This is a genomic window from Bacillus sp. 205(2023) (genome assembly GCF_037027485.1).
GTDB classification, from domain to species: domain Bacteria; phylum Bacillota; class Bacilli; order Bacillales; family Bacillaceae; genus Bacillus; species Bacillus halotolerans.
Window position 1 is genome coordinate 109,913 of sequence record NZ_JAXCHF010000007.1, and the last position, 25,446, is coordinate 135,358.

Consider the following 25,446-nt stretch of genomic DNA (forward strand, 5'->3'; position numbering starts at 1 on the left):
TGAATGTCTTGGGTTTTTGAAAACTATGCAATGGAGTGCTTCTGTCCTTTTTGCAGCTCATACATTTGATAATATTGCCCTTTTGACGCCATTAGTTCCTCATGATTCCCTTTCTCAACAATTTCTCCTTTTTCAAGCACTAAAATTTGATCCGCGTTTCTGATGGTTGAAAGCCGATGGGCAATGACAAATGTCGTGCGCCCTTGTTTCACTACATCCAGTGCCTTCTGGATCAAAGCCTCTGTCTCCGTATCAATATGCGCCGTTGCTTCATCCAAAATCAAAATGGCGGGATCGTACGCCAGAGCTCTCGCAAAGGAAATGAGCTGCCGCTCTCCCGAGGATAGCGTGCTGCCTTTTTCAATGACAGGTTCGCTGATGCCTTTCGGAAGCTTTTCAAGAAGTGACTCAGCCCCGACTTGCCGCAGTGCTTCTATGATGTCTTCTTCTGAAATTTTTTCATCCTCCAGACTGACGTTAGAACCGATTGTTCCTGAAAATAAGTACGGGTCCTGCAGCACAATCCCCATATGGGATCTAAGTTCCTGCCTTGACATGCTGTAAATGCTTCTCCCATCGATGAGCACATCCCCTTTTTGCGCATCATAAAAGCGGAAGAGGATATTCAAAATCGAGCTCTTGCCTGATCCGGTATGGCCGACAAGCGCTACAGTTTCGCCTTTTTGTGCTGTAAAGGAAATGTGTTTCAAAACATTTTCTCCTTCTTGATAAGCAAATGATACGTCTCTAAATTCAACCCGCCCCAGCGCGCGCTCCTTCGCCGGTTCACCCGTTTCTTCCGTTTCCTTTTCTTCAAGCAGTTCAAAAACACGCCCGGCGGACACCCGCGCCAGTTCCAGTTTAGAAAACTGATTGACGATACCTGTAATCGGCTGGAATAAGCGGTTTAAGTAATCCACAAACGCGTACAGCACACCGATGGAAACAATTCCTGCCGCGTTTAGGCTTGCGCCGCCAAAATGCCAGATCAGACAGACAAACGCAAGGTTACGGATCACATTCACAAGGTTGTGTGACATTAAGGAGTTTAAATTCAGCATCCTGTTCTGATAGTAATAATGAGATTCATTTAATTCCTCAAACTCTCTCATTGTTTCTTTTTGATGGCGAAAAGCTTGGATGATCGGCATGCCTTGAATGGACTCATTCATTTTTGCATTAATGTCACTATTGATCGAACGGATTTGATGATTGTAATAGGAAGCGTATTTCCGGTAGATGATCGACCACAGCCAGATGATCGGCACAATCGCCAAGCATAAAAACGCGAGCTTTACATCCAGCAGGAACAACGCCGTAAATATCCCGATCATATATATGCCGCTTGTCACAAACGTTGACAGCACTGTCACATATAAATCTCTGATTGCCTCGGTATCATTTGTAATTCTTGCGACTACTTTGCCCGCGGGAAGATTATCAAAATAGCGGATCGGCAGTTTCTGAATGCGGGAAAACACATCCTGTCTCATCTTTTGAATAATGCGGTTGGCACTCATCTGTAATAAATAATGCTGCCCATATTGGAAAAATACCGAGAAGACAAGCAAACCGGCATACAGAAAAATAAGAAACGTCATCCCCTTCATTTCCGGCTTATAGAACTGAAAAATCTCCTGCTTTGTCAGCTTTTCAGCAGGATACGTCCGGCTTTCGTTCCCATTAGTGATCGTCAGCTTTCCGTCAGAAACCGTTCTGTTCCCGTCAAAGCTGACAGCCTGATCAACGAAATAAAACGCCATTCCCACTTGATAAATATGCGCTTCTTTCTCTTTAGCAGCCGCTCCCTGTATCCGGTCCTCCCTGACATAGGAGGTGCCGTCAAATTCAACTGCATTTTTATCTTTTTTCGAGACCTCATACCATGTTTTTTCAATGCCGAGAATGTGATCGTCAATCATTTTTTTGCCGATAAACGGTCCGGTCAGCTCTGCCCCGACTGCAATCGCAAGCAACAGGACGGCAGTGATCAGCAATTTTTTATATAGGAGTGCGTATCTCCATAATGTTTTTCCCGTGTTCATGCCCCTGCTCCCCCTTCTTCTGCAGTGAACAGCTGCTGCCTTTCGTATTGTTCCCGATACCATCCGTTATTGGCCATCAGCTCTTGATGTGTGCCTCTCTCAGAAATCACGCCGCCGTCCATCACAAGGATGAGATCGGCATGCTCAACAGCTGATAAACGATGCGTCAGAATAAATGTCGTTTTCTCTTGGCGGTTTTTCCTGATATTGCTGATAATGGCTGCCTCCGTTTTCGCATCTACAGCGGAAAGAGAATCATCCAGGATTAAAATCTCCGGATTCGCCATCAGCGCCCTCGCGATTGAAATTCTTTGTTTTTGCCCTCCAGAGAGTGCGACGCCTTTTTCACCCACCATTGTCTCCAGACCGGCCGGAAGCATTTGCAAGTCTTTTTCAAAATGAGCTTCTGAAACAGCCTTCTTTACCTCAGCATCACTTGCGTCAAGCTTTCCGTACAAGATGTTTTCTTTTACAGACCGGGAAAACAGCAAATGATCCTGCGGCACATATCCAATCCATCCGCGGAGCCGGTCAAGAGGAATCTGCTCAATCGGCACACCTGAACATGTGATGCTCCCTTCACCGGCTGGATACTGGCGCAAAAGCTGCTTAATGATCGTCGTTTTTCCGCTCCCAGTTTTACCGGCAATCCCGACAGTCTGCCCTTTTCGCACGGCAAAAGAAATATCTTGTATATTCACATTTGTTGAGCTTGGATATGTAAAGCTGACATGGCTGAAAACGATATCTCCAGGCTCTTTTAAATCAGACGGCCGCTTCGGATCTGTCACGTCCGGTTCATAAGAAAGGGTTTCATTTACCCGATCTAAGGACGCGTTGCCGCGCTGCATCACATTAATTAATTCACCGATCGCAAACATTGGCCAAATCATCATGCCCAAATAGACATTAAAGGAAACAAGCTCGCCAAGCGTCAGCTCATTACGGAAAACAAGAAACGCTCCATACCCCAGCCCAATCAGATAGCTAGCGCCGACAAGCAGCTTAACAGTCGGCTCAAACAGAGAATCGATAAAGGCTACCTTCATATTCTTCCGGTACACATCGGCCGTCATTTCATTAAAACGGCGTTCATCATTCGTTTCCTGCACATAAGCGCGAATCACTCTCACACCCGAGACCGATTCGAGCACCCTGTCATTCAGCGCTCCGAAAGAATTTTGTGCCTCTGTAAACCTTTCATGAATTTTACCTCCGTATATGCTAATCGCAACAGCCATAATGGGAAGAGGTATTATGGCTGCAAGCGTCAGCTTCCAGCTGATCAAAAACCCCATCGTCAAAAAGATCGTCATCATAAACATTGTAGAATCGACTAATGTCAAAATGCCAAAACCTGTCGTTAAACTGACAGCCTGGAGATCATTTGTCCCCCGCGCCATTAAATCTCCTGTTCTGTATTTTTCATAAAACGGCGGCGCCATTTTCAGCAAATGCCCCATCAGCTTTGAGCGGAGAATTTTTTCCATCACATTCGCTCCGCCGAACAGCTGGTGCATCCAAAAATAAGACATGATATACACCACCGCCGTCAAACCTAAAAATACGCTGACATAAAACAGCAGCCCGCCTGAGGTAAACTCCCCCGATTTCATATCATCGATGGCGTTCCCCAACAGTTTAGGCGGAAACATCTCAAGTACATTTACACATAATAAAAGCACAATCGCAATGGTATAGCGCAGCCAGTAGGCTTTAAAAAACCAGCCCAGCTTTTTCAATACTGAAAACATCCATCCCCATCTCCTTTATCTCGTCAGCCGCCTTCTATTTTTTCCTTGCAGCTCTTTTCGTTCAGGTTGTCATAACCAATCCTTGCCTCTGTATTTGTCTTCACATCCGATACACCTGTCTTTCTTAAGATTTTGTATATAAAAAAGGCACGAAGCGTCAGCTCCATGCCTTTTGTTATCGATTATGATGTACAGAGCGCTTTTTGGCGCGCGGATTAACCCAAATCAAAAAAACAGAATAAGGGTTTGCCGCGCCAATATGAAACTGTTCTGTAAGACATATCATTCCTTGGCATAGCAAACCCTCCATTCATTCTGATTTTTCACTCTTTTTTCATAATATAAACAAAACCTTTTTTTGTCAATCATTACTTGAACAGAGAAAAGATTAAATAGATATGATGTCGGGTATTGTATTGTACGACGTTTTTTGAAAGGGTGAGAATGATGTTTCATGCTGACCGTATTATTGTTGCGTTTGACGGAAGTGAAAACAGTAAGAAAGCGCTTCAGACAGCCATTAATCTTGCGAAAACGGTAAATGCAGCCATTACAGTCGCCCATTCACATGATATGAAAGACAACCAGACCATCATCGACCCGCCGAGGCCCGCAGCAGGGGCAAGCTATATTGGCGGAGGCATGACAAGTGTTCCTGACCCGCTGATATCAGATGTTGCGCCACCGGAGCCAATGATTTATGAAGACCGTACGGAAGAAGTCATCGCCGAAGCCAGAATGATGCTGAATGATCAGCAGACAGAGGGAGATATCGATATATTGGAAGGTGACCCGGCTGAATCAATTATCGAGCATGCCAACCGGGTTTCAGCCGATCTGATTGTAACCGGAAGCAGAGACCAAAACAGACTGAAGAAACTTTTGTTTGGAAGTGTAAGTGAAAAGCTTTCGGCGAAATCAGATATACCGGTTCTGATCGTAAAGTGAGCACGCCACGTGCTCGCTTTTTTATATTCATAATTGTGAAAAAACACGGATTTTCGTTTTTTTCTGATATAATGCTTTCGTGCCCAAAAGCACAAAAGCATTAAAGAAAATGATGGGGTGTTGTTTTGGATTCTCAAAAAAAGCTGACGTTTCCGTTAGCCGTCGGTTTATTTATATTCATGTTAGGGGTCATTATCTCCTGCTTATTTTTTCTTCATACAGAACCGCATATCCCGCTGTTCCTATGTGTTGTCCTGCTTTCAGCAGCCGGTTTATGGTACGGATTTTCCTGGAACAGTCTTGAAAAAGGAATTGTAAACGGGATTAAAAACGGTGTACAGCCGATCATTGTTCTGGCGCTGATCGGTATCTTAATCGGCGCTTGGATGTACAGCGGCGCCATACCGTCCGTTACAGTTTATGCTTTATCCTTTATTGAACCGAGCCATCTTCTGTTGACTGCTTTGTTTTCCTGCATGATCATCAGCACGCTAGTCGGCTCAAGCCTGACAACTGTAAGCACAATTGGCGTGGCACTGATCGGCGTGGCGAGCGCGGCGGGCGTTCCGCTCGAATGGACGGCGGGGGCAGTCATTTGCGGAGCCTGCTTTGGTGATAAAATGTCACCGATGTCGGATACAACAAATTTTGCTGCGGGTATAGGCGAAATATCTATCTTTGAACACATTCGCCACATGATGGGCACAACTATTCCCGCCTTGCTGATCACCGTTGTCCTTTTTTACTTTCTTGGTTTATCAGTCTCAGCAGACGCTGCTTCAACAGATGATATTGCACATGTTATTGCCGGAATAAAAGATGCAGCAAACGTCACACCGTGGGCGCTTCTTTCTCCGCTCTTAGTTGTTTTGCTGGCGATTAAGCGTGTGTCCGTTATTCCCGTTCTGACTGCCGGTATTATTTCCTCGGGAATTTTGACTGCCATTTTCGTTCCCGACAGCAGCATTCAGGCTTTTATGGCAGCCCTGCAAAATGGCACCATGTTCGAAACTGACAATGAGGCAGCCGCTAAAATCATCAACAGAGGCGGACTGCAATCCATGATGGGCTCAGTTTCTCTTATTATGATCGCTTTTGCACTCGGCGGTCTAATGGAGAAAATCGGCCTGATCTCCGCACTATTGGAGGGTGTAATGAAAGGAATCCGTTCAAAGGGCAGTCTCATTGCAGCAACTGTCTGCTCCAGTATCGGTGTCAATCTTGCAACAGGCGAACAGTATTTATCTATATTAATACCGGGACAGTCATATAAATCCTTATATGACAAACAAAACATTCAGCGGAAGTTTTTATCAAGATCATTAGAGGACGGCGGAACATTGATTAATCCATTGATCCCTTGGGGCGTCAGCGGGGCTTTTATGGCAACCGCGCTTGGTGTTCCCGTCATTGACTATCTCCCATTTACGTTCTTCCTCTATATATCGCCGATCATCTCGGTTTTAGTTGGATTTGTAAAAAAATAAAAAGAGCGCCGCTTGCAAAGCGGGCTCTTTTTTAACATTAAAATGATACGCGGGCTGCCTGCTGAATGCTTTCTTGAAAAGCCGCCTGCAGCTGTTTTGTCACCGGTCCGGGCACTCCGCTTCCGACTGACTTTCCATCAAGCGTCACAACCGGAATAATCTCTGCCGTCGTTGAAGAAATAAAGATTTCCTCCGCCTGTCTCAGCTCTTCTTCAGTAACGGGCTTTTCATCAAGCTCTATGCCGGTCTTTACGATGAGATCCAAAATCTTCATTCGTGTAATCCCATTGAGAATCATTCGGTTAGCCGGATGCGTCCGCACCGTACCGTTTAAAACGGCATAAACATTAGAAGATGTACCTTCTGTAACAATTCCGTCTCTTATTAAAATGCCTTCAAATGCTCCCGCTTCATAGGCTTTCTGCTTTGCCATCACATTATACAGTAAATTCAGACTTTTAATATCGCATCTCAGCCAGCGAAGATCCTCATCCGTGATAGCTGAAACGCCGTATGTCTGCTCCTGTTCCGGCTTTTTAACAGAAAATGTATAGGCCGTCGTCTGCGGCTCAAGGCCCGCTTCATATTGGTGTTTTCGCGGAGCAACCCCTCTGGTGGTTTGAATGTAAACCGCTCCGTCGCTGACCGCATTTTCCTGCACAAGCTTTTGCAGGTCCCACTCTAAATCTTCTAAACTGAACGGCAGTGAAATTCCGATCTCAGCCGCGCTTCTGAATAAACGCTCCGCATGCTCGCGCAAGCCGAATAATACCCCTTTATACACCCTGATAACCTCATAGATTCCGTCTCCAAACTGATAACCGCGATCTTCCACATCAACGGATGCCTCGTTCCGCTCCACCAGTTGGCCATTGACTAAAATCTTCATATAAGCCCTCCCTTTTTCAGTATTTATCCTGATGCCTAATCAAGCTGTCATTGTCACTCATTCTACCATATCAAACCAGCTGAAAAACAGAAAGATGAAGAACTCAATAGCTGGGAAGGAGATTATTTTTTCCTTAAAATCTGACATTTCGACATTTTTTCTATGTTCTTTCCAGTTTTATTCCTGTATACTTGACTCGTAATACATAGGTTGTAAACAATGGCACCTTCAGAGCTGCCAATACAGCGGTATGTAGAGATTTTATGCCACTGGAGAGATTGATATGCGACAAACGAGAGGAGACGCTTCTCCTTCTGCAGTTTCGCTTGCTTTTAAATTTGCAAGTTTAGCAGTTTTATGTGTGCTGCTTTTGCTTATGGTGATTTTAGGTTATTCCAACAGCTCCTCGAAAGCAAAGGAGATCACTGTCACAACAAACAGCCAGCTTCGTGATGAGAAGGAAAGCCTGAAGCTGAAAGACGACTCCCCAGGCCTGCTGATAAAACATTTGCAGACCGAGCAGAATATGGGAGACAAAACGGTTTATTTAACCTTCGATGATGGTCCGTCAGCCTCTACAAACCGCTTGCTGGACGTACTGAAAAGCGCCGATGTAAAGGCAACATTTTTTATGCTGTCACCGCGAATGAACGAATTCAAACACGCGGTTAAAAGGGCCGGAAATGAAGGGCATGCACTCGGTTTACACGGGGTCACGCATAATAACAAATTGTTTTATCAAACGCCGACTTCACCGCTAAAAGAAATGCAGCAGGCGCGTGACACGCTGGAAAGCATTACAGGCTATCGCACTGATCTCGTCAGAACGCCCTACGGCAGCAAGCCGTCTCTTACAGATTCACAAATTCGCAATCTAGAAAAAGACGGTTTTGTGTACTGGGATTGGACGATTGACAGCATGGATTGGAAATACCGCAACTCAAAATACGTAGCGGAAGTACTGCAGCAGCTTGACAATATGGAACACAGCCATTCAAATCGGCCGTATGTGATTCTCATGCATGATCTTCCTGCTACAGTAAACGCACTGCCGGTGCTAATCCATAAACTGAAAGAAAAAGGCTATTCCTTCGGTGTGTTAAAGGATACAATGGTTCCGGTTCATGAATAAAAAAGTGAGGCGCTTATCTGCGGCCTCACTTTTTTATGCCCAAGCTCCGGGCAAACTCTCCGATTTTTTGATGGATGACGAAATCAAACAAACTGTCGCAGTACGTCGGCTCCAGGTTAATAATGGCTTTTTTAATGCCTGGAATCCGGCTTGCATCCTCAGGCACAAATCTGGCGGGAGCAACCTCAAGAGACGTGCCGATCACCAATAATAGGTCGGCTTTATCCAGCTTTTCATAAAGCGTGTCAAAATGCAAAACGGCATCGCCAAACAGAACGACATCGGTTTTTAATACCGTTCCGCACACCTCACCGTCATTTCCGACCGCTGTACACTCCGGCACATCATGCTTCAGCAAATGAGGGAGATCATATCGGGCGCCGCATGAGAGACAGCTCGCTGTTTGGATAGAGCCATGCAACTCGTATACATGTCTGCTTCCGGCTTTTCTATGAAGGCCGTCAATGTTTTGTGTGAATATATCCACCTGCTTCCCTCTTTTCTCCAGTTCAGCCAAAAGCAAATGCCCTTCATTCGGTTCATAGCTCCCGCTCATTTTCATTTGAAACAATTCTTTGAACTTAGGCCAAAACAGACGCGGATAGCTTAAAAAATAATCAAGGCTCATCGCCTCCATCCTAGAGGCATCCTCAGTCCAGATGCCGCCGGCTGAGCGAAAATCGGGTATGCCTGATTCTGTGCTCATTCCCGCTCCGGTCAGCACGACAATTCGCTGCGCTTCATTCAGCATGTTTCTGAATGCTTCCAATTCAACACCGCCTTACAGTCATTTTACTCTTATTTTACCATGAAAAAGACTTCGCCTCTTTGCAGACGAAGTCTTTCTTTTTTAAGCCCGTTCCTTTTCCCCTTTATTGAGATTTACTTGAAACGGATCATGCTGGTGCTTCTGGTTGACATACACCATTTGTCCGGGATAAGCAAATTCAACCCCTTCAGCGCCGAGGATTTCAATAATTTTGTAGTTGATATCCTCTCTGACATGAAGGTTCTCCGCCCAAACCGTTGTTTTTGTATAGAAGTTGAAAAATAAATTGTAATAGCTGTCAGCAAACGTATCGAAATTGACCATGATTGTATCATTATCGACCCCTTCATGTTCAAGCAGCATCTTTCTGAGCGAACGAATGCAGCGTTCCAAATTCTCAATCGGCGTTGCGTAGGATACATGAATGGAAAACGTAATCTGACGCTTGGTCATTCTCGTCCAGTTCGTGATGGCTTCCATCGACAGCGTGGAATTCGGCACCGTTACAAGCGCACCCTGCGCTGTTCTGAATCTTGTGCTTCTGAAGGTAATATCCTCCACTGATCCGGTTACTGTCGCCGTTTCCACCCAATCACCGATCGTAAACGGCTTTTCAGTGATAATGATGATTCCGCCAAAGAAGTTGCTGATCGTGTCTTTCGCTGCTAGCGCAAAAGCCAATCCGCCAAGCCCAAGGCCCGCCACAAACCCATTGACGTCATAATTGAATTCTTGCGCGATCACGCTCACACTGAGCGCTATAATGACAAAACGGAGCAGCTTAGACAAAAACGGCGCCAGAATATCATCCATATCCAGTTCGAAGCGCTGATTCACTTTATGAAAAATAAAAGATGATGTAGCGGTCAAATTACAAAGCCCCCAGCACAACAGCGCCACAATCAGCGAGCGGTATATTTTGCTGATCAGCGGCATCTGTGCATCTAAAAATGGTGAATAGCGAATCGCTAAAAACAGTCCTAAGGCAACAAAAAACCATCTGGCAGGCTTATCGAACGCCACAACCACCTGTTTAAAAATTTCGGTTTTCGGTTTGTTTGTCATATTAAAAAGCAAATTAAAGAAATATCTTGTAAACAGTTTTCTTAGTATAAGAAACAACAGCAAAATTGCCAAACTGATGCCGATTTGTATGATTTTATCTAGCGTGAAATATTGCTGCAGATGAACTAGCATGGCAGTCTCCCCTCTATCCCAATCGAATGTTTATTATACTAAAACATTCGGCAGAATGCTTCTCTAAATGTCTTTATAAAACACAAAACCCCGGCGGAGCGCCGGGGCAATTTCTCATTTTAACCATTCAGCCAGATTCAATAGGGACAGTCACTTACTTTTTTTCGTTTGTGTCTGATCAAGGAGAGTTGCTTTTTGCATTTCAGCATCTGTTTCGGCTTTAATTCTTTCCTCCACTCTGATTCTCCCTTTTCCCATGATCTCGCCTCCTTTTTTGCTATTATAAAATAACAGAATATTTTGTGAACATGTCGAAAGCACTATTTTTCTGCCGAAATATGCTCGGATACGGTGAGTGTTCTTGTTTCAGTTATACGTTGTTTTCAGCTTGGACTATTCAAATATGACAGAAAAAAAATTCACAAGTTGGTATCGCGGTGCATATATGGATTTGATACAATAACAGAAATGCCCATATGAGGAGCTGACAAGCTTGTACACCATTGCCCACCGCGGAGCATCCGGCTACGCTCCCGAAAATACAATTGCTGCATTTGACCTTGCGGCAGAAATGAATGCAGATATGATTGAGCTGGATGTCCAGCTTACAAAAGACAGGCAGATTGTCGTTATACACGATGACAGAGTGGACCGGACAACAAACGGTTCAGGTTTTGTTAAGGATTTTACGCTGAAGGAGCTGCAGGCACTCGATGCAGGAAGCTGGTACGGCCCCGCTTTTCAAGGAGAAAAAATCCCGACTCTGGAGGACGTGCTCAAGCGCTACCATAAAAAAATCGGGCTTTTAATTGAACTAAAAGGCCATCCTTCGCAAATCGGAATTGAAGAAGAAGTGGGACAGCTGTTAGGACAATTTTCTTTTTCTATTAACAATATTGTTCAATCCTTTGGATTCCGCTCCATCCAAAGGTTCCGCGAGCTTTATCCATCGATTCCGACAGCCGTTATTACAAGGCCGAATTTTGGCATGCTGTCCAGAAATCAGCTGAAAGCCTGCAAATCTTTCGCAAATTATGTCAACATCAAATACACACGTCTCAATCGTCTCATGATCGCTTCCGCCCATAAAAACGGATTAAAAGTGTTTGCATGGACAGTAAGGCATCAGAAAACAGCAGCCAAATTGCAGGCCATGGGCGTGGACGGTATTGTCACAGACTACCCGGACTACGTATTAAAGGATGGAAAACATGAATAGATATAGTGCAGTTTTTATCGGAGGCGCCCTTGGCGCTTGTCTCCGATACGGATTGAACATCGGCATAAACAATGACATATTTCCGGCTGCAACTTGGCTGGAGAACGCGGCAGGCAGCCTTCTATTAGGCGTTCTGACCGGCTTTTTTATGATTAGGGCGAAACGGCCTTTGCTATCGGCTTTTTTAGGCACCGGTTTTTGCGGAGGCTTTACAACCATGTCAACATTTTCTAAAGAAACGGTCATGCTGTTGCAATCCCATTCGTCATTAGCTGTTTTGTATATGGCGTCCTCATTCATATCCGGAATCGTGCTTGCCCTCTTTGGCGTTTTGGCAGGACGGCGAATAGCCCGATTTCAAATAGGAAGGGGGCGGAAGCAATGATGACACTAGCTGGTATTTTCGCAGCGGGAGGACTCGGTGCTGTGCTGCGTTTTTGGCTCGGCAATGTCATAACATCTAAAACCGAAAGCCTTCGTTTTCCAGTCGGCATTTTGACCGTTAATATACTGGGTGCCCTCGGTCTTGGTCTTTTTACAGGGCTTCACGTGACAAATTCATCTGCAGCACTCATCATCGGCACCGGCTTTTTTGGCGCCTTTACCACTTTTTCCACTTTCAGCGTTGAAAGTGTTCAGCTCTTGCTGGCCAAGCGTGTAAAGGAAAGCATCCTATACATTGGCTTAACGCTTTGCGGGTCTCTCTTGGCGTTTTGGTGCGGCTGGACGCTGCTGACATAAAAAAACCTTGAGCTTATTTCTCGCTCAAGGTTGCACTGTTCAGCATGACCGGCTCGGGCATCGGCAGCGTATGGTGGGCCGTAACCCCGGTTGTCATGCTGATTTCTTCTTTTATATCTATTTGCTTAATCAGACGGCCATCCATCTTCAGCACCTTTATTGTATATGATCCGATGCGAATGGATTCGCCAGCCTCAATATCAATGTTTTCTTTCAATATCAGGCCGCCGATGGTGTCCACGTCTTCTTGAATCGATGCGCCAAGAAGGCTGTTCACCTGATCCATGCGAACCTTTCCATCCATAACATAATGGCGGTCGCCAAGCTTTTGGATCAACGGCTGTTCGTCTTCATCAAATTCATCTCTGATCTCGCCCACAATTTCTTCAAGAATGTCCTCTGTCGTGACAAGTCCCGAGGTTCCGCCGTATTCATCCGACAAAATCGCCATATGAATGCGTTCACGCTGCATTTTAATCAGCAGATCATGAACCGGAATTGTTTCAATGACTTCAATCACTGGCCGCACATACGGATGGATCGTCATTTTCATTCTTTCCTCTTCTGTCATAAACAGCAAATCAGAAAACAAATGCTTCGTATTGACCAAGCCAATTACACTGTCTTTGTCCCCATCTGTGACAGGCCAGCGGGTGTATTTTTCTTTCAGCATAACCTCCAGCATCTCGGCCATTGTCATATCTGTTGATACAGCGGCCATTTCCTTCCGCGGTATCATAATTTCTTTGGCAATGCGGTTATCAAATTCAAAAATCTTATTCACATATTTATATTCAGACGGATTAATCTCTCCGTTTTTTAAACTCTCAGACAACAGCATTCTGAGTTCTTCTTCAGAATGAGAACCCTCATGTTCTGACGCCGGCTTTAAACCAAACATGCCGCATAAAAGCCGCGCCGATCCATTCAGGATCCAAATAAACGGAAACAGGAGCAAATAGAATAGTCGCAGCGGACCCGCTATCAGCAAGGTTAGCTGTTCAGCCTTTTGAATCGCGACCGTTTTCGGGGCCAGTTCACCTACAACAACATGCAGAAATGTAATCAAGCCGTACGCGACCGCAAAAGAGACTGCATGAGAAACCGATTCCGGCAGGCCGAGCGGTTCAAACAATGGGTGCAGCAGCCGTTCAAATGCCGGCTCCCCCAGCACGCCGAGTCCAATTGATGTCACTGTAATGCCCAGCTGGGATGCAGATAAATATTCATCCAAATCTGTAATGACACGCTTTGCGAGTATCGCCCGTTTGTTTCCTTCTGTTATAAGCTGATCAATTTTGGATCTCCTTACTCTAACAATCGCAAACTCACTTGCGACGAAAAATGCAGTTAAAGCAATGAGCACACCAATTAAAATCAGACTGTCAATATCGTCCATTTAACCTTATCCCCTCATTAAAGGATAAGGAGTCACCTCCTGATATAATCATTTTTCCTTAACATTGAGGTACGCGGTGTATTGTTGCCTAAGCAGAGGGCCCCATCATACCACCTCCAAGTCAAAGTTTGATTATAAATTGTATATTTTATTGTAACACAACTCATTCCAAAAATGATTTTTAATTTTTAGACTTTTATCATGGGACAAACTATTGATTCATCTGGCCAGCAGGTTCTCGATATCCGTGTATAGCTTTTCAATCTCTGACTCTGCACCTGTTAAGATGCTAAAGGATATTGGAAAGACGCTGTTCGCTGAAATATCAGACATTGATCTGTTTTTCAAGCTGAAGCTCGTTTAAGATGGAACAATTGGTGACCGTTAGATCATTTGAATGCTTAAAAGATGCGTCTGTCACGCAGCGCAGGCAAGGGCCAGTAATCTGCTTATCCAGTTTGCGTTATAAATTGTTTTTTCTTCATTTTGATAGTTCTGCTGTTATGATTGAATTTGGCGGCTAAGGGAGAGATAAAATCAGGAATTGAAAAACAGGACAAAGCTTGGGGCATACGACAAATAAAAAAGATAACAGCCTCAACTAGCTGTTATCTTTTTGTCTGAGATGGCCTATGAAAAATCTTTATATAAGGCAATAAAGATGTCGCGTGATTTTTTGATCTGCTCCAGCGGCACACTGAAGGATAAACGGAAGTGCCCTTTCATCCCAAAACCGCTGCTCGGTACAATTAACAATTTATACTTTTGCGCTGCATGTACACAAAATGCGACTTCATCTTCGATTGGCGACTTCGGAAAAACGAAGAAACCGCCTTTTGGCATTTCAAATTCAAAACCGGCTTCCTTTAAAATATCAACCATGAGATCCCTGCGCTCTTTATAAGCGCTTGCGTCTATTCTTAAATCATCCATTCTCGCCACAGCCCGCTGCATCATGACAGGCGCATTTACAAATCCAAGCGTTCGATTGCAGTACACAAAAGCGTTTATCAAAAGGTCGGCATCCGGCATGCTGCTGTCTAAGCCGATATAACCGAGCCGCTCCCCTGCTATGCCGAGGTCTTTACTGAATGAGCTCGCCAAAATGACACGGTGATACGATTGAAACGGATTTGCCAGTTCTTCATCATAAATCAGCTGACTGTACGGTTCATCAAACAGCACATAGATGGTTTGGCCGTTTATCTCTTCGATCTCTTTTAACAGAGCGCCTAGATCATCTATATTTTTCTGGCTGAGTACGGTTCCCGTCGGGTTATGCGGTGTATTCAGGATGAGACCTTTCGTCTGCGGGGTGATCGCCTGCCTGACCGCTTCAATGTCAATCTCGAACCGGGCTGTCAGCGGACAGCTGACAGCCTTCCCGCCATAGTTCTCAATATACAATTTATATTCTGCAAAATAAGGAGCGAGAATTATGACCTCTTCTCCCGGATTTAATATACTTTTTAACGCCACATTCAATGCGCCGCCCGCACCTACTGTCATGACAACGCGCTCAGCTGAAAACTCGGCAGCAAAGCGGCCGGCCAGAAATTGCGCGACTTTTTCTCTAGCTTCAGGAAGGCCCTGATTTTGTATGTATCCGTGGTTTCCTTTTTCAGCTTCTTCTATTAATGCTCTCGTAAAGGCTTCAGGCGGTTCAACGACCGGGTTGCCGATTGAAAAATCAAACACCTGGTCATTCCCGAACTCTTTCTTCAGTCTCGCTCCTTCATCGAACAGCTTTCGAATCCACGATCCTTTATTAAGGTTCTCTTCAATTTCCCGCGATAAACCAGCCAATCTCATCTGTCCCTTCTGCACATATAAATTGAACATTCTATCTATCTATGTTACTTCAATCAGAATTCGGATGCCACAATTTCCATATCCGGCATCTCAAAAAAACAATAAACTTGTGTAAGGCACCCTTCATATATTAAACTATTCTCATAACTATAACGTGATGGTTGGGAGGGATTTAGATGGGGCTGAGACTTATCGTATCAGTGAACTAGCGGCACTTGCCGGAGTAACGAAACGAACAGTTGATTATTATACGAATCTTGGTCTGCTGACGCCGGCCAGATCCTGTTCAAATTATCGTTACTACGATGAAAACGCACTTAAACGACTCATATTTATTGTAGATTGCAAGCAGCAGCGATTGGCCCTGTCCGATATTAAAGATCGACTGGAGAACCAGTTTCCCTCTTCAGCCATAGATCATGATGAAATTGGAAATCTGGCATCTGAAATTGATTATATGAATCAAAACATCTCCGGAATCTTGCATCGGTTTGAACGGCTGGAGCCTGAGGAGCGTGACAAGCTAAAAAGCAAACTTACACCCGAAAAGCTCGCCGTGTTCCAATCATTTATGCTGCTGTTAAGTTAAAACCATTTTACTAACAGGAGGTGTTACCTTCATTCTCATTGTAGAGTGAAGGTTCTAATTGGACATAGTGAATTTGATTTTAGTCGCTGTTTTAATCGCCCTGACGGCGTTTTTCGTAGCATCTGAGTTTGCCATTATCAGAATCAGAGGCTCACGGATTGATCAGCTGATCGCGGAAGGAAATAAAGCAGCAATTGCCGCAAAAAGAGTGACCACGCATCTTGATGAGTATCTGTCTGCGTGTCAGCTTGGAATTACATTGACTTCCATTGGATTAGGGGTTTTAGGGGAATCAACGATTGAAAGGCTTGTTCATCCGCTTTTCGTACAATTGGACGTACCAAGTTCCCTTTCACATATCATATCGTTTATTTTGGCGTATGCCATTATCACGTTCCTGCACGTTGTTGTCGGAGAACTTGCACCTAAGACAGTTGCCATCCAAAAGGCGGAAGCAGTGTCTATGCTGTTTGCGAAACCGCTGATTTGGTTTTACCGCATCATGTTCCCGTTCATCTGGCTTTTGAACAATTCCGCACGGTTATTGACAAAAGCTTTTGGCCTGGAGACCGTATCAGAAAACGAATTGGCTCACTCTGAAGAAGAGCTAAGAATCATTCTGTCGGAAAGCTATAAAAGCGGTGAAATTAACCAGTCAGAGTTTAAATATGTGAATAAAATCTTTGAATTTGACGACAGGCTCGCGAAAGAAATTATGATCCCGCGGACCGAGATTGTCAGCCTTCCGCACGATATTAAGATTTCTGAAATGATGGAAATCATTCAAATTGAAAAATATACCCGCTACCCAGTAGAAGAGGGCGATAAAGATAATATTATCGGGGTTATTAATATTAAAGAAGTGCTGACCGCCTGCATCAGCGGCGAGGTTTCTGTTGATTCCACCATCTCTCAATTCGTGAATCCGATCATTCATGTGATTGAATCTGCGCCGATCCATGATTTGCTTGTCAAAATGCAAAAAGAAAGAGTCCACATGGCAATCCTGTCAGATGAATACGGCGGAACTGCCGGACTGGTGACGGTAGAGGACATTATTGAAGAAATCGTTGGCGAAATCCGCGATGAGTTTGATATTGATGAAATCAGCGAAATCCGCAAAATCGGCGAAGGCCATTACATGCTGGACGGTAAAGTCTTGATCGACCAAGTGAACGACCTGCTCGGCATTCATTTAGAGAATGAAGAAGTCGATACGATCGGCGGCTGGTTCCTTACTCAGAAATACGATGTTGAAAAGAACGATTCAATTATCGAAGAAGGCTGTGAATTTATTATTAATGAAATTGACGGCCACCACGTCGCTTATATTGAAGTGAAAAAGCTCGCAGCAGAAGAGCTGATAGAAGTTGGAGAGTCGAAAGAAGCATAATTTGAAAAAGACACCCTTTATTGGGGTGTCTTTTTTTATTCTGGTTCGTTTTTGACGTGACATACCTCTCTTCTGAAAACTGCTGCTAATAAATCGGTCATCCGCGGGAACTCTAAAAAGGTGCAACTGCGAGAAAACGAACATCTCTGCATTATTATCGAAAAGGAGCGAAAACATGAAAGTTGTCGTAACTGGAGCAGCAGGTAAAATCGGACGCTGGGCTGTAAGAACAATATTGGAGGCCGGCCATGATGTGACAGCATCAGACAGAGTATTAAAAGAAGAATCCGCATCGAAAAAATTTATTCAAGCTGATTTGCGGGATTACGGTCAGGTATGTCAGCTAATGATGGGCTGTGACGCTGTGATTCACCTTGGGAATATCCCTACAGATGTCAGGAATACATCCCAGGCGATATTTGAAAATAATATGCTTGTTAATTTTAATATCCTGGAAGCCTGTAAAGATTTTAAAATCCGTAAGCTTGTGTGGGCTTCAAGTGAAACGGTGCTGGGATATCCATTTGTGCCGGACGAGCTCAGTTACCTTCCCGTAGACGAGGAACATCCAACGATCGTAAAGTCATCTTATGCGATGGCAAAACGGCTGACCGAAATCCTCTCAGATATGTATTCAAAGCTGATCAATACACAAATTGTCACTCTCCGCTTTGCGAATATATATGAGCCTGATGAGTACGAAAAAATCCCAGGCATGCACTGGAATGAGCAGCAAAAGGATATTCAAAAGAAAAACGCATGGGCGTATTGTGATGTCAGGGATGCTGCACATGCTTGCCTTCTAGCACTCGAAAAAAACAATCTCGGAAATGACGTCTTCCATATTACTGCACCCGATACCATCATGAAAGAATCGAGTGAAGACTTAGTAAAACGATTTTTCCCCGATGTATCTTTAAAGAGAGATATAAAAGGATTTGAAACGCTGATGGCAATCGATAAAGCCAAAAAGGTCCTTGGCTATGAACCGCGTTATACATGGCGTTCTGTATTAAATAATGACGGCTCTCTTAAAGCACTGCCAGAGGATCAGCTATCATTATCAAAAATATAAACATCACAAAAAAGCAGCAGGTGATCACCGGACTCCTGCTGCTTTTTTTATATCATAATCATCTAAATTGATATCCAAATCCATTTTGAGGGCCAGCTTCGCCAACTGCTCCCCCATATAGGGGCCCATTGTTAAACCAGACGACCCAAGACCGTTTGCCACTATGATCCCTTTCCAGCCGGGAAGAGATCCGATCACCGGCACATCGCCTGGTGTAAAGGGGCGTAAGCCGACTCTTGCCTCTTGAAAGGTGCTGTTCGCTAAGCCGGGAGCCATTTCTAATCCTTTGCTCAGAAGTTCCTGCAGCCCGCCAGCCGTTATCCGTACATCACGTCCGCCTATCTCATCTTCACGTGTCGCACCGATGGCTATTCTATTGTCATGATAAGCTAAAAGATATTCTTTGGAAGGCGGCATCACTGCAGGCCAGCTGTCGATATGATTTACATTCGGCACCTGCACATACACAATTTGCGCTTTTTGCACACTTACTTTGAAGTGAATTCCCAAAGGCGCTAACAATTGGTCTGCCCAAACACCGGCACAAACAATAACCTCGTCAGAAGAATAGATTTCATTACCGACAGTTACGCCTGTGACACGATTCGAATGATGTCGAAGTGCAGCATCGCCTTTTAAAATGACTGCGCCGTTTCTTTGAGCAGATCTCAATAATGTATCTCGCAGCACTTCTCCATCCACGCGGGCGGCTCCGCTTATATGAACAGAATGGTACCGTTCAGCCAGCAGAGGAAACAAATCAGCGGTTTGGTTTTCATGAAGAAAGGTAATCTCACCAATTTCCGCGGCAGCTTGTTTACGCTCCCGCACACGTTTTTCGATCTTTTCTATCTTTTCTTTATCGTGATGAATACTGAGAGCACCGACTTGAGCATAACCAATGTCCGTCTCGCCTTCTTTTCTAAGTTCTTCTATGAACCGAGGATAAAAGCGCGCTCCGTCCTTTGCCAGCCGGTACCAAGCCTGATCACGGCGAGGAGACATCCATGGACAGATAATGCCTTTCGCTGCATGGGTGGCCTGGCCCTTATCTTTCCGATCTATAACAAGAACCTCTGCACCCATTTTGGCTAGCTGATATGCTGTTGATGCCCCCAAAATTCCAGCCCCGACGATTATCATTTTTTTCATGATCCGTAACCTTTCCCAATGATCAATACCTCATTTAGTATAGCTAATGGCCCAGGAAATTATAAACAATCGGGAAATGGGTGAATGCAATGACCGATGAATTAAAGTTGTTCCAGCTTCTTTTCAAGCTCTTTAATGCTGTTATTCAAAGCCTCTGTCATAGCCGCCAGCCTTTCCTTAGACGGAAGATGGGCAAAATCGGCCTGCTGCAAAGGTTTGCCGATAATCAGCTTCATTTTTCCTTTTTTGAACAACGCCTTTCCGCTTGAAGGTCCTTTATAAGCGGCCGGAACAAGGGGCGCTTTCCCCATTTGCGCAATTGTCACTGCGCCTCTTTTTAAAGGCACATCCTCAGAGGTTCTTGTTCCGCTTGGGAAGATTCCGACAATTTCTCCTTCTTTCAGCAGCTTAATCGGCGTTTTAATGCTGCTTGGGCCGGGATTTTCCCGGTCTACCGGAAAGGCATGAATTTTCTTCAGAAACGAACCGATCCATTTATTTTGAAAAAGCTCTTTTTTCGCCATGTAGTGTATTTGATAAGGAAGAATCCCGACTCCGAGTGTGATCACATCAACCCAGCCAGAGTGTGTACACGCGATGACAAAACCTGAATCGGCCGGAAGGTTTTCTTTGTTATACACCTTCACTCCTCCGCGAAGAGAAAGAATAACTTTTAAAGCATTTGCACAAAACTTATACATATCGCACTTCCTTTGTCGTAATCAATGATTCTTTCTGTTACTTATTATAACAACATTTTTTATTACCTGGTACTAATTTTTAAGATTTCTCTTTTCTTAACGTCAAAAAGCTGAGGAATCATCCTCAGCTTTTTGTTAAATGCCCTCTCTTGTCGGAGGCGCCATAAATTCCGGTCCGACCGGGTTTGATATCGTATGTTCCAATATAGTATTGATGTCTTTTTTATCTTCACTGCTCAGCGTCCAGCCAGTAATTTCTGATACCGCTTCTATTTGCTCAGGTTTTCTAGCCCCCCAAAGAGCGATTCCCGCTCCAGGCTGGTCTAAAATCCATCTGACGGCCAGATGAATCGCTGATTTTCCATACCGTGTCTTCGCCAGCTCATCTAATTGATTGACAGCAGAAAGATACTCTTTAAATCTTGGCTTCTGGAATTTCGGATCGTGATTTCGGAGATCGTCTCCCTCAAACGAATGATCTTCTGTCATTTTTCCTGTTAACAGCCCTCTGCATAAACTGCCGTACAATAGTGTTGTCATCTGCTTGTCTTTCGCATACGGGAGCACATTCTCTTCAATTTCCCTTTCAAACAGATTGTAAGGAGGCTGGATTGTATGAAGCGGAGCAACAGCCCGAAACGTATCCATTTGTTCAACCGAAAAATTACTGACGCCGATCGCGCGGATTTTCCCGGCATCATATAATTCCTTCATCACTTCTGCGGTTTCCTCTATCGGGACAAGCGGATCTGGCCAGTGCACCTAATATAAATCGATATAATCCGTCTGAAGCCGTTGCAGGGAATCCTCGACCTCCTGTATGATTCTCGCTCTGTTAGCATGGCGGAACAGCTGATTGTTTTTCCAATCCAGCGCCGTTTTAGTGGCAAGAACAACCTGATCTCTTGCCCCATGCTGCTTGATCGCCTTCCCGACAATTTCTTCGGACTGCCCGAATCCATATGCCGGCGCGGTGTCAATCAGTGTGATCCCCTTATCAAGAGCGGCGCGGATGGTTTCGATCGATGTTTTTTCATCAGTGCCTCCCCACATGGTTCCGCCGATCGCCCATGTGCCGAGTCCAATTCGGGAGGCTTTTATTCCTGTGTCTGAGATACTGGTATATTCCATTGTGCCACTCCTTCACTTTTTCACTATGGTTTCCCTGATGGAAAAAATGTTAAACATTTCTCACCACTATCTTTCAGGACAAATTTTCGGTACTATAGAGTAATGGTGTTTGATTACGTATTAAAAAGCCGTTTGCATGTAATGTGCAACTTTAAACCTTTCTTATGCGTGTATAACATAGAGGGGAGAAAAGGCAGTGACGATCGATGAAATTTACCAAATGTACATGAATGATGTTTACAGGTTCCTGCTCTCCATGACAAAAGACAAGCATCTTGCCGAAGACTTGCTGCAGGAAACCTTTATGCGGGCATACATACACATTCACTCCTATGATCACAGCAAAGTAAAGCCCTGGCTTTTTCAAGTGGCGCGGAACGCCTTCATTGATTACGTCAGAAAGCATAAGAAAGAAGTAACCATTTCCGATGATTTGATTGGAAGTCTCTTTCAAACTGCTGTTCAGAGCCCTGCCCATCAGGTAGAGATAAAGGAAGTGCTGACTGGTTATATGTCCGAGCTCCCCGATAACTATCGGGAGGCGTTAACACTATATTATTTAAAAGAATTAAATTACAAAGAAGCATCCCATATTATGAATATTTCAGAGGCGAATTTTAAAAGTGTTTTGTTTCGTGCCAGACAGCGGCTGAAAGCACTTTATAATAGAGGTGTTAATGATGAATGAAGAATTTAAAAAGCGTTTTGATCAATATAAAAACGGTGAAATGAGCGATCAGGAAATGACCGCGTTTGAAGAGGAACTTGAGAAGCTGGAAGTGTATCAGGAACTGATTGATAGTGAGCTGCCAGACGATCATGATTGGGATGTCGACATCAGTCCTGAAAAACAAAAAGCCATTCTGGCCTACGGCAAACGGAAGTCTTATTTGCGTATTTCCGCGCTTGCCGTCATTTCGACATTAATGATTTTGCCGCTATGTACGCTGGGAAGCTACCTCTATTACGGAATGGGAGGAAAACACAGCACCGGCAATGAATTTATGGAAACTGCCGCAGTCACTGTAGCCCTGACTATGCCAAATGTTCTTGTCGATACTTCTGGACTGAAGAGCCAGGTGAAGCTGTTTGGCATGAATACAGAATTCCCGCTGCAAAAACAGATTGGCACGAAAACGGCCGCCGTGGGGAATGAACGGGTGGAAATGTTTTATGACAGAGTGAAAGCGCCGGTCGTCAACTACTATGACTTAGAAATCCATAAAGCCGGCCATTACTTTACACACCCATCAAGCGGGTCTGAACAAACAACCGCAAAAGCAGAAAAAACATTAAAAACTTTGCCTGAAGGGACTGTTTCCGAGGTCTACCTTTCTTATGACCGGGCATATCCGACAAAAGAAGTGTATCAAAAATTCAGCGGCTATGATGTAAGCTTTTTGTGGAACGCGGTTGAAACAGAGAACAATACAAAGGATACCCCTTACGCAGAGCCGCTTGGCTACCCAGGGAAAGATTCAAAGTTCCTGACTGCGCTTAATACAAAAGGCAAGTCAAACGGCGACCAATTTATCGATGCTTTAACTTACATATCGAAGCACGAGAAATGGGCGCAGGTCATCTCAAAACGAAAAGATTTAAAAGTGGATTCCCGCTTGGATTATGTAGAGAAAAATGGTGTTAATGTATACGGCTCAGTCGTTACAGGTCCGACCAAGGAAATCCAGCGCATGCTGAAAAACAAATCAGTAAAATCGGCAAATGTCGGCGAGGTGGAATTATGGAATTGGTAAGAATTTTTAAAGAACATAATGTATTTGGCTGGATATCTGTCGGAACAGCAATTCTGTCTTTGCTCTTGCTTAATTTGGCGATTATCAGCAATGTAACCTCTTATTCTTATCAAATGCTGCCGTTTGCCATGGCCGCCGTTCCGTTTGGCGTTATCGAGCTTTTCATCAAAAGAGGACGCACGGGTCCTGGCCTGCTCGGCGTTGTACTTAATCTCTTTGTAATTATCTGTGTGTATACCATCGTATCTGTGGATACCAACTTACAGTTTGGCTTTTAGCAGAAAAGACGCCTGAAACGGCGTCTTTTTTTAATACAATTGTTTTCTGAATAAATAGCTTTCAATCGTAAATCCCATTTTATCCGTATAAAATCTGTGGGCGTCTTTGCGCTGAAGGCCTGATGAAAGACTGACAAGAGGATAGCCCGCATCTTTCGCCCAGTTTGCCGCATAATCCAAAAGAAGTTTGCCGTACCCTTTAGATCTGTGAGACCCGCTTGTGACAAGATCCGCTATCCATACGTACTCTCCTTTATGAAGCGAGACCCTTGGCAGTGCGCCGCACAGCGCCCTGATTGCTTTATCCTCATATAAGGCAAACAGCACATACGACTCTTTTTGGACACAGCGCTCCAGCCTATGTAAATACGTCTCTTCATCCAGCTCTGTTCTTAATTCGTGCATCACCGGATAAGCTTCCATCCACTCTTCTCTCGTCGTTAATTGTTTGATATGAAGCATCTTATCAATCCCCTCTCCATTCGTTACAATGATGATATCCGATTTATGGCATTCACCAAATAGCCAAAACCTGAAAAAATGACCACGCCAGATGCAAAGGAGAGATAAAATGGATATCACGCCGTTTCTGGATAAAACAAGCAAAACACCGCTGTATGAACAGCTTTACACCTATTTCAAACAAGAAATGACACATGCCAGAATCACCAAGGGAATGAGGCTTCCGTCAAAACGCAGGCTCTCCGGCTTGCTCGGTGTCAGCACGGCAACGGTAGAACGCGCCTACGAGCAATTAACCGCTGAAGGATATGTCAAAAGCAAGCCTAAAATCGGCTGGTTTGCGGCAGAAATTGAACCTGAGTTTCCGGCTGCTCCAGTATCATATCAACCGCCTCCTCAATCGGTCACTCATAAGGAGATAGAACCTGTTATTAACTTTCACCAAGGAAATGTAGATCCGGTCCACTTTCCCTTTAACGCTTGGCGAAAAAGCATAGTGAAAAGTCTCGATCTGTATTCTGAACAATTTCACACCTCAGGCGATCCTCAAGGAGAACCTGCACTCAGAGAAATGATAGCCCGATTTGTCAGACTGTCACGCGGTGTCAATTGTGGCCCCAGCCAGATTATTATCGGAGCAGGCACTACTGTCCTTCTGCAAATTCTTTGCCTTACGCTTCAGCCGGGAACAAAAGTCGGTTTTGAAGAACCGGGATTTCACCGTTCAAGACGAATGTTTGAGGCCAATCACATGAACGTGATCCCCATTTGCACTGATGAAGAAGGAGTCTTGCCGGCTAGCCTTACACACGAGAGCCCGCATCTTGTCTATACGACTCCCTCGCATCAATTCCCGCTCGGGAGCATAATGACGATCGCCCGAAGACAAGAGCTGTTATCTTGGGCAAAAGAGGCAAACTCATTTATTATTGAGGATGATTATGATGGAGAATTCCGCTACAGCGGGCAGCCCATTCCATCTCTGCAAGGCCTTGACCCGAATGGCAGGGTGATTTACCTCGGCACTTTTTCAAAATCATTGCTCCCTTCTTTGCGGATCAGCTATATGATTCTTCCTGCTGCACTTATTGAACCCGTAAGAAAAAATGCGCATTTGATGAAACAGGCGGTCTCTTCCCATAATCAATTGGCATTGGCAGATTTCATTGAAAACGGCGAATGGCAAAAGCATTTGAACAGGATGAGATCCTTGTATCGAAAAAAACATGCTGTTCTGCTGGAAGCGATACGAACTGAACTGGGAGACAGTGTTGAGGTTCTCGGAAAAAACTCGGGGCTTCACATCCTGCTCCGGCTCATGTTTTCAGCCAGTGAGGATGAAGCGATAAAAGCTGCTGCCAAAAACAGAGTGAATGTCTATCCGGTATCTCCATCGTACAAAAGCCAGCCGCCGTTTGTTTCTGTCTTAATCGGTTATGGAGGGCTTTCTGAAGAGGACATCCGGCTCGGTATCAAAAAGCTGAAAACAGCATGGGAGCCGCTGATGAAATCATAAAAA

24 protein-coding genes and 1 pseudogene are annotated in these 25,446 nt (G+C 44.5%); 13 read left to right on the forward strand and 12 right to left on the reverse strand.

Annotated elements, in window-relative coordinates; translation table 11 throughout:
* Window positions 1-23 precede the first annotated feature (23 nt).
* Both WA325_RS16595 and WA325_RS16600 read right to left on the reverse strand, forming a co-directional pair.
* Window positions 24-2,045: an ABC transporter ATP-binding protein gene (locus WA325_RS16595; protein WP_105955299.1), complete on the reverse strand. Its 2,022-nt coding sequence runs from the start codon at window positions 2,043-2,045 to the stop codon at window positions 24-26.
* Window positions 2,042-3,799, reverse strand: a complete 1,758-nt coding sequence (locus WA325_RS16600; protein WP_105955298.1) for an ABC transporter ATP-binding protein — start codon at window positions 3,797-3,799, stop codon at window positions 2,042-2,044. Before WA325_RS16600 ends, WA325_RS16595 begins: the two co-directional genes overlap by 4 nt.
* A gap of 447 nt (window positions 3,800-4,246) precedes the next feature.
* Here WA325_RS16600 and WA325_RS16605 point away from each other — a divergent pair, with 447 nt between their 5' ends.
* Together WA325_RS16605 and nhaC are read left to right on the forward strand one after the other, a co-directional pair.
* Window positions 4,247-4,747, forward strand: coding sequence for a universal stress protein (locus WA325_RS16605; RefSeq protein ID WP_105990506.1), 501 nt, complete (start codon window positions 4,247-4,249; stop codon window positions 4,745-4,747).
* A gap of 125 nt (window positions 4,748-4,872) precedes the next feature.
* Complete coding sequence (gene nhaC / locus WA325_RS16610) at window positions 4,873-6,234, forward strand: Na+/H+ antiporter NhaC (protein ID WP_105990505.1); 1,362 nt, start codon at window positions 4,873-4,875, stop codon at window positions 6,232-6,234.
* Between the two features lie 37 nt (window positions 6,235-6,271).
* Here nhaC and dat read toward each other — a convergent pair whose 3' ends face one another.
* Window positions 6,272-7,123 (reverse strand): D-amino-acid transaminase, encoded by an 852-nt coding sequence (gene dat, locus WA325_RS16615; protein ID WP_336183961.1) that lies wholly within the window; start codon window positions 7,121-7,123, stop codon window positions 6,272-6,274.
* Window positions 7,124-7,406: 283 nt separating this feature from the next.
* Between dat and WA325_RS16620 the strand changes: the two genes are divergently transcribed.
* Window positions 7,407-8,255: a polysaccharide deacetylase family protein gene (locus WA325_RS16620; RefSeq protein WP_024120750.1), complete on the forward strand. Its 849-nt coding sequence runs from the start codon at window positions 7,407-7,409 to the stop codon at window positions 8,253-8,255.
* Between the two features lie 25 nt (window positions 8,256-8,280).
* Here WA325_RS16620 and WA325_RS16625 read toward each other — a convergent pair whose 3' ends face one another.
* From WA325_RS16625 to WA325_RS16635, 3 genes are all read right to left on the reverse strand, one after another.
* Window positions 8,281-9,024 (reverse strand): NAD-dependent protein deacylase, encoded by a 744-nt coding sequence (locus tag WA325_RS16625; RefSeq protein ID WP_105990503.1) that lies wholly within the window; start codon window positions 9,022-9,024, stop codon window positions 8,281-8,283.
* 81 nt (window positions 9,025-9,105) lie between these two features.
* Window positions 9,106-10,221: a mechanosensitive ion channel family protein gene (locus WA325_RS16630; protein ID WP_336183962.1), complete on the reverse strand. Its 1,116-nt coding sequence runs from the start codon at window positions 10,219-10,221 to the stop codon at window positions 9,106-9,108.
* A gap of 150 nt (window positions 10,222-10,371) precedes the next feature.
* Window positions 10,372-10,479: a YhdX family protein gene (locus WA325_RS16635; protein ID WP_003224203.1), complete on the reverse strand. Its 108-nt coding sequence runs from the start codon at window positions 10,477-10,479 to the stop codon at window positions 10,372-10,374.
* 235 nt (window positions 10,480-10,714) lie between these two features.
* Here WA325_RS16635 and WA325_RS16640 point away from each other — a divergent pair, with 235 nt between their 5' ends.
* The 3 genes from WA325_RS16640 to crcB are packed head-to-tail and all read left to right on the forward strand — an operon-like array spanning window position 10,715 to window position 12,181.
* Window positions 10,715-11,440, forward strand: a complete 726-nt coding sequence (locus tag WA325_RS16640; protein WP_024120746.1) for a glycerophosphodiester phosphodiesterase — start codon at window positions 10,715-10,717, stop codon at window positions 11,438-11,440.
* Window positions 11,433-11,825, forward strand: coding sequence for a fluoride efflux transporter FluC (locus WA325_RS16645; RefSeq protein ID WP_105990501.1), 393 nt, complete (start codon window positions 11,433-11,435; stop codon window positions 11,823-11,825). Before WA325_RS16640 ends, WA325_RS16645 begins: the two co-directional genes overlap by 8 nt.
* Complete coding sequence (gene crcB, locus WA325_RS16650) at window positions 11,825-12,181, forward strand: fluoride efflux transporter CrcB (RefSeq protein ID WP_024120744.1); 357 nt, start codon at window positions 11,825-11,827, stop codon at window positions 12,179-12,181. The genes WA325_RS16645 and crcB overlap by 1 nt, the downstream gene beginning before the upstream one ends.
* 13 nt (window positions 12,182-12,194) lie before the next feature.
* Here crcB and WA325_RS16655 read toward each other — a convergent pair whose 3' ends face one another.
* On the reverse strand, window positions 12,195-13,580 hold the full coding sequence (locus WA325_RS16655) for a hemolysin family protein (RefSeq protein ID WP_336183963.1): 1,386 nt from the start codon (window positions 13,578-13,580) through the stop codon (window positions 12,195-12,197).
* A gap of 630 nt (window positions 13,581-14,210) precedes the next feature.
* Window positions 14,211-15,392, reverse strand: coding sequence for a pyridoxal phosphate-dependent aminotransferase (locus WA325_RS16660; protein ID WP_336183964.1), 1,182 nt, complete (start codon window positions 15,390-15,392; stop codon window positions 14,211-14,213).
* 157 nt (window positions 15,393-15,549) lie between these two features.
* On the opposite strand from WA325_RS16660, the gene WA325_RS16665 reads away from it, so the two are divergent.
* The 3 genes from WA325_RS16665 to WA325_RS16675 all read left to right on the forward strand — a co-directional run bounded on the left by WA325_RS16665 (window position 15,550) and on the right by WA325_RS16675 (window position 18,449).
* The gene (locus WA325_RS16665; protein ID WP_024120741.1) at window positions 15,550-15,981 is read left to right on the forward strand and encodes a MerR family transcriptional regulator; all 432 of its coding nucleotides are present in this window, start codon (window positions 15,550-15,552) and stop codon (window positions 15,979-15,981) included.
* A 58-nt stretch (window positions 15,982-16,039) separates the two neighbouring features.
* Entirely contained in the window at window positions 16,040-17,374 is a 1,335-nt protein-coding gene (locus WA325_RS16670; RefSeq protein WP_024120740.1) for a hemolysin family protein, read from the forward strand.
* Window positions 17,375-17,549: 175 nt separating this feature from the next.
* Complete coding sequence (locus WA325_RS16675) at window positions 17,550-18,449, forward strand: NAD-dependent epimerase/dehydratase family protein (RefSeq protein WP_202852714.1); 900 nt, start codon at window positions 17,550-17,552, stop codon at window positions 18,447-18,449.
* Between the two features lie 24 nt (window positions 18,450-18,473).
* On the opposite strand, the gene WA325_RS16680 is transcribed toward WA325_RS16675, so the two are convergent.
* From WA325_RS16680 to WA325_RS16690, 3 genes and pseudogenes are all read right to left on the reverse strand, one after another.
* Window positions 18,474-19,601: an NAD(P)/FAD-dependent oxidoreductase gene (locus WA325_RS16680; protein ID WP_336183965.1), complete on the reverse strand. Its 1,128-nt coding sequence runs from the start codon at window positions 19,599-19,601 to the stop codon at window positions 18,474-18,476.
* Between the two features lie 101 nt (window positions 19,602-19,702).
* Window positions 19,703-20,302 carry a 1-acylglycerol-3-phosphate O-acyltransferase gene (locus tag WA325_RS16685; RefSeq protein ID WP_024120737.1) on the reverse strand — a complete coding sequence of 200 codons (600 nt, stop codon included), beginning with the start codon at window positions 20,300-20,302 and terminating at the stop codon, window positions 19,703-19,705.
* A 135-nt stretch (window positions 20,303-20,437) separates the two neighbouring features.
* Window positions 20,438-21,433, reverse strand: a pseudogene (locus tag WA325_RS16690) (aldo/keto reductase).
* Window positions 21,434-21,629: 196 nt separating this feature from the next.
* Between WA325_RS16690 and sigM the strand changes: the two are divergent.
* Genes sigM through WA325_RS16705 form a run of 3 tightly spaced genes read left to right on the forward strand, consistent with a single transcriptional unit; the run spans window position 21,630 to window position 23,465 of the window.
* The gene (sigM, locus tag WA325_RS16695) at window positions 21,630-22,121 is read left to right on the forward strand and encodes an RNA polymerase sigma factor SigM (RefSeq protein WP_024120735.1); all 492 of its coding nucleotides are present in this window, start codon (window positions 21,630-21,632) and stop codon (window positions 22,119-22,121) included.
* Complete coding sequence (locus WA325_RS16700; protein WP_103672370.1) at window positions 22,111-23,187, forward strand: anti-sigma factor; 1,077 nt, start codon at window positions 22,111-22,113, stop codon at window positions 23,185-23,187. The genes sigM and WA325_RS16700 overlap by 11 nt, the downstream gene beginning before the upstream one ends.
* Window positions 23,175-23,465, forward strand: a complete 291-nt coding sequence (locus WA325_RS16705; RefSeq protein WP_024120733.1) for a hypothetical protein — start codon at window positions 23,175-23,177, stop codon at window positions 23,463-23,465. The genes WA325_RS16700 and WA325_RS16705 overlap by 13 nt, the downstream gene beginning before the upstream one ends.
* A 30-nt stretch (window positions 23,466-23,495) precedes the next feature.
* Here WA325_RS16705 and WA325_RS16710 read toward each other — a convergent pair whose 3' ends face one another.
* Window positions 23,496-23,927: a GNAT family N-acetyltransferase gene (locus WA325_RS16710; protein ID WP_248338459.1), complete on the reverse strand. Its 432-nt coding sequence runs from the start codon at window positions 23,925-23,927 to the stop codon at window positions 23,496-23,498.
* Between the two features lie 109 nt (window positions 23,928-24,036).
* On the opposite strand from WA325_RS16710, the gene pdxR reads away from it, so the two are divergent.
* Window positions 24,037-25,443, forward strand: a complete 1,407-nt coding sequence (pdxR, locus tag WA325_RS16715; protein ID WP_248338461.1) for a MocR-like pyridoxine biosynthesis transcription factor PdxR — start codon at window positions 24,037-24,039, stop codon at window positions 25,441-25,443.
* Window positions 25,444-25,446: the final 3 nt, after the last annotated feature.

Bases quoted from the DNA above. Each gene is read 5' to 3' on its own strand.
- WA325_RS16605 (WP_105990506.1), top strand. From the start codon at position 4,247: ATGTTTCATGCTGACCGTATTATTGTTGCGTTTGACGGAAGTGAAAAC.
- WA325_RS16680 (WP_336183965.1), bottom strand. From the start codon at position 19,601: ATGAAAAAAATGATAATCGTCGGGGCTGGAATTTTGGGGGCATCAACA.
- WA325_RS16630 (WP_336183962.1), bottom strand. From the start codon at position 10,221: ATGCTAGTTCATCTGCAGCAATATTTCACGCTAGATAAAATCATACAA.
- crcB (WP_024120744.1), top strand. From the start codon at position 11,825: ATGACACTAGCTGGTATTTTCGCAGCGGGAGGACTCGGTGCTGTGCTG.
- WA325_RS16600 (WP_105955298.1), bottom strand. From the start codon at position 3,799: ATGTTTTCAGTATTGAAAAAGCTGGGCTGGTTTTTTAAAGCCTACTGG.
- WA325_RS16655 (WP_336183963.1), bottom strand. From the start codon at position 13,580: ATGGACGATATTGACAGTCTGATTTTAATTGGTGTGCTCATTGCTTTA.
- WA325_RS16635 (WP_003224203.1), bottom strand. From the start codon at position 10,479: ATGGGAAAAGGGAGAATCAGAGTGGAGGAAAGAATTAAAGCCGAAACA.
- WA325_RS16660 (WP_336183964.1), bottom strand. From the start codon at position 15,392: ATGAGATTGGCTGGTTTATCGCGGGAAATTGAAGAGAACCTTAATAAA.
- pdxR (WP_248338461.1), top strand. From the start codon at position 24,037: ATGGATATCACGCCGTTTCTGGATAAAACAAGCAAAACACCGCTGTAT.
- WA325_RS16665 (WP_024120741.1), top strand. From the start codon at position 15,550: ATGGTTGGGAGGGATTTAGATGGGGCTGAGACTTATCGTATCAGTGAA.
- WA325_RS16595 (WP_105955299.1), bottom strand. From the start codon at position 2,045: ATGAACACGGGAAAAACATTATGGAGATACGCACTCCTATATAAAAAA.
- WA325_RS16685 (WP_024120737.1), bottom strand. From the start codon at position 20,302: ATGTATAAGTTTTGTGCAAATGCTTTAAAAGTTATTCTTTCTCTTCGC.
- WA325_RS16700 (WP_103672370.1), top strand. From the start codon at position 22,111: ATGATGAATGAAGAATTTAAAAAGCGTTTTGATCAATATAAAAACGGT.
- WA325_RS16705 (WP_024120733.1), top strand. From the start codon at position 23,175: ATGGAATTGGTAAGAATTTTTAAAGAACATAATGTATTTGGCTGGATA.
- WA325_RS16620 (WP_024120750.1), top strand. From the start codon at position 7,407: ATGCGACAAACGAGAGGAGACGCTTCTCCTTCTGCAGTTTCGCTTGCT.
- WA325_RS16675 (WP_202852714.1), top strand. From the start codon at position 17,550: ATGAAAGTTGTCGTAACTGGAGCAGCAGGTAAAATCGGACGCTGGGCT.
- WA325_RS16710 (WP_248338459.1), bottom strand. From the start codon at position 23,927: ATGCTTCATATCAAACAATTAACGACGAGAGAAGAGTGGATGGAAGCT.
- dat (WP_336183961.1), bottom strand. From the start codon at position 7,123: ATGAAGATTTTAGTCAATGGCCAACTGGTGGAGCGGAACGAGGCATCC.
- WA325_RS16645 (WP_105990501.1), top strand. From the start codon at position 11,433: ATGAATAGATATAGTGCAGTTTTTATCGGAGGCGCCCTTGGCGCTTGT.